Source organism: Kitasatospora sp. NPDC034023 (assembly GCF_055575795.1).
Genome location: NZ_JBVIRY010000097.1, coordinates 1 through 4,111 on the forward strand (window position 1 = coordinate 1; position 4,111 = coordinate 4,111).

General features: G+C 72.4%; 1 protein-coding gene. It reads right to left on the reverse strand.

Annotation, left to right across the window (positions count from 1 at the left end):
• Nucleotides 1-4,111 (reverse strand): amino acid adenylation domain-containing protein (locus ACZ52R_RS43370; protein WP_465665843.1); only part of this gene is annotated, 4,111 nt, incomplete at both ends.

Genomic DNA, 4,111 nt, shown 5'->3' on the forward strand with positions numbered 1-4,111 from the left:
ACCGCGTCACCCGTGCGGTAGAGCCGGCCGCCCACACCGAACGGGTCCGCGACGAACCGCTCCGCCGTCAGCCCCGGCCGACCCACGTAGCCCTGCGTGACACCGTCACCGGCCACGTACAACTCACCCACCACACCCGGCGGCACCGGCCGCAGCCAGCCGTCCAGCACATACACCCGGACGTTGGCGAAGGGGCGCCCGATCGAGGGGTCGGTGTCGGCGTCCGGGTCCAGGGCGGCACTGAAGGAGGCCGCGACGGTGGTCTCGGTGGGCCCGTAGCCGTTGACCATGGTCCGCCCCCGGCCGAAGCGGGCGACCAGGCCCGCCGGGACGGGCTCCGCGCCGGCGATCAGGCTGCGCAGCTCGGGCAGTTCGACGTCCGGCAGGGTGGCGAGCGCGGCGGGCAGGATGATCGCGTGGTTCACCCGCTGCTCGACCAGGACCTGCGCCAGCGCCTCGCCCGCGAGCGGGCCGGGCGCCGGCAGGACCAGGGCGGCGCCCCGGCCCAGGGCCATCAGGGTCTCCAGCAGCGCCACGTCGAAGCTGGTCGAGGCCAGTTGCAGCACCCGGTCCCCCGGCTGCACGCCGAGGAGTTCGGCGGGCACCGTGAGCAGCCCGCTCAGGCCGTGGTGCGGGACCTCGACGCCCTTGGGGCGGCCGGTGGAGCCCGAGGTGTAGATGACGTACGCGGGCTGGAGCAGCTCGATCGCCACCTCGGGCAGGCCGTCCGGCAGCTGCGTGTGCTCGACCAGGGCCGGGTCCAGGGTGCGCACGCCCGTGGTCGCGACGGTGGCGCCGGCGGCCTCGTCGGTTATCACCAGCCGGATGCCGGAGTCGCCGACCATGTGGTCGAGCCGGTCGGCCGGGTAGGTCGGGTCGAGCGGTACGTAGACGGCGCCGGCGTGCACCACGGCCTGCATCGCAGTCAGCCAGGCGATGCCGCGCGGCAGGGCAACCCCGACGCGTTCGCCCGGGCGGACGCCCTCGGCGATCAGCAGGTGCGCCAACCTGGCGGACCGGGCCTGGAGTTCGGCGTAGGTCAGGGTGTCGTCGGCGCAGACGACGGCGGGCAGGTCCGGGGTCCGCTCGGTCTGGCTGCGGAAGATCTCGGACAGGTTCAGCCTGGTCAGGTCGCGGGCGGTGTCGTTCCACTGGCCGAGGACCTGGTGGCGCTGGTCGGCGCCGAGCGGGTCGAGCCCGGCCAGGGTGGTGGAGCCGTCGGCGGCGACGACGCTCTCGGCGTGCCGGACCAGCTGGTCGCGCAGGCCCTCAACGGTGCTGCGGTCGAAGACGGCCGGGTCGTAGGGCAGGATCAGCTCGATCCGGTCGCCGGCGTAGGCCAGCAGGTTGAGCGGGTAGTTGGAGGCCTCGATCGCGCTGACGTCGCTGACGGTCAGGCCGCGTTCGGCGGCCGCGTCGATGTCCAGCGGGTAGTTCTCGAAGACGACCAGCGTGTCGAACAGGGCCTGGTCGGTGGGCAGTTCGCTGACGGCCTGGATCCGGGTGAGCGGGAGGTAGTCGAAGCGCCGGGCCTCGACCTGCTCGGCCTGGAGCGCCTGCAGCCACTCCACCACACCCTGGTGCGGGTCCAGATCCACCCGCACCGGAAGGGAGTTGATGAACACGCCGATCATCTCGTCCGCACCCGGCAGCTCCACCGGACGACCCGACGTCGTCGCCCCGAACACCACGTCGGTACGACCCGAGCAGCCCGCCAGCAGCAGCGCCCACAGGCCCTGCACCACCGCGTTCACCGTCAGCCGGTGCCGGCGCGCGAACCCGAACACCCGCTCCGACAGCTCCTGCGACAGCCGCACCCCGACCCGGCCGGTCGAACGGGACTGACCCGCCCGCACCACCTGACGGTCGAACGGCAGCGCCACCGGGGACTCGAACCCGGCCAACACGGAGCGCCAGAACTCCTCCGCCACCCCCGCGTCCCGACCCCGCAACCAGCCCACCTGCGCCGCCAAACCGCGACCACCGGAGAGCAGCGGCAGCGCCGAACCCGCCGAACGCGCCGCGAAATCGTCGAACACCAGCGACAGCACCCGCGCCAGACTCCACCCGTCCAACAGGATGTGATGGAACGTCAACAGCACACGCACCCGGCCCGGCGCCACCGTCACCAACGTCAGCCGCGCCAACGGCACCTGCCGCAGATCCAGCCCCCGCTCACGGTCGGCCGCCACCAGAGCGTCCCAACGCACCGCCTGACCGTCCCCGTCCACCGAGGACCAGTCCAACACCTCCACCGGCAGCACCACACCCCGGCGCACCACCTGCACCGGCTCCGGCACGCCCTCCCACACGACGCCCACCCGCAGCGCCTGCACCTCGTCCACCACCCGCTGCCACGACGCGGCGAACCCACCCACGTCCGACACACCATCGGCGGTGAACATCAACTGCTCGAAGTACGCCGGAGAATCAGCCTCCACCAGCGAGTGGAACAACATGCCACTCTGCATCGGCGACAGCGGCAACACCTCCTCCACCCCCCGGCCGTCTCCGACCACCAGGTCCACACCCGCCTGATCCAGCCCCGACAGCGGGAAGTCCGACGGCGTCAACCCACCCGCCCCCGGCACCCCGCAGTGCGCCACGAACTCCTCCAACGCGGCCACGAAACCCGCGGACAACCCCTCGATCACCGCAACGGAGAACACGCCCTCCTGCCAGCCCCACTCCACCAGCAGCCGACCGTCCACCACCCGGCCCACGACATCCAGGACGTGGGAGCGGGGGTCCAGCGGGCTGTGCTCGCCGGCGGGGCTGGGCAGCATGGCCCGGTAGAAGTCGCCGTCTCCGGTCAGGCCGTCGAACTGGCCGAGGTAGTTGAAGCTCACCTGCGGGCGGATCGCGCCCAGTTCTCCGGCCGCGGAGTCCTGATCGCCGAGGTAGCGCAGGGCGCCGTGCCCGATCCCGCGGCCCGGCACCGTACGGACCCGCTCCTTGACCGCCTTGACCAGCACGTCCCAGTCGCCGCCCGCCGGCAGTTCCAACGGGAACACCGAGGTGAACCAGCCCACCGTCCGCGAGACGTCCACGCCCGCGAACAGCTCCTCACGACCATGCCCCTCGACATCCACCAGCACCCGGTCCCGGCCGGTCCACTCCCCCAGCACCCGGGCCAGCACCGCCAGCAACACCTCGTTCACCCGGGTCCGGTACACCCCCGGCACCCGCTGCAACAGCGCCCGCGTCGCCTCCACCGACAAGGCGCCCGACACCACCCGCAAACCACCGGGCCGCGCCGCCACACCCTCCACCGGCAGACCCGGCTCAACCCCCTGGCCCACACCGGACCAGTACGCCAACTCGGAGTCGAAACCACCCGACTCCACCAGCTCCCGCAGCCGGTACGCCCACTCCTGGAACGACGCCGACTTCACGCCCAGATCCACCGCGGCACCGGACACCACCTGCCCGTACGCCACCGCCAGATCCTCCAGCAGCACCCGCCACGACACCCCGTCCACCACCAGGTGGTGCGCCACCACCACCAACCGCACCCCACCCGCACCGAGATCGATCAGGGCGAAGCGGATCAGCGGGCCGTCGGCGAGGTCGAAGCCGTGCTGCATCGTGTCGGTGATGGTGTCGAGCGCGCTCTGCCAGGCGTCCGGCGCGAGTGCGGACAGGTCGTGGTGCTCGACCGGAACGGTCCGGTCCTCGGCGAGGTTGCGCTGGCGCCAGCCGGCGCCGGTGCGCTCGAAGCGCAGCCGCAGCGCGTCGTGGTGCGCGACCAGGGCCTCCACCGCCCGGGTGAGCGCGGTGTGGTCGACGGCTTGGGCGAGTTCCAGGTGGACGGCCATGTTGAAGTGCTGCGGTGCCGTGCGGTGGGTGCGGAAGAACCACCGCTGGATCGGGGTGAGCACCACGGAGCCCTCCACGGGCGGCTGGTCCTGGACGGGGGCGGCGGAGGCGGTGGGGCCGCCGAGGGCGGCGGCCAGCGAGGCGACCGTCTGGTGCTGGAAGATGTCCCGCGAGGTGAGGGTGAGTCCGGCCTTGCGGGCGCGGGCGACGACCTGGATGCTGAGGATCGAGTCGCCGCCCAGGTCGAAGAAGTTGTCCTCGACCCCGACCCGCTCGACACACAGCACCTGCG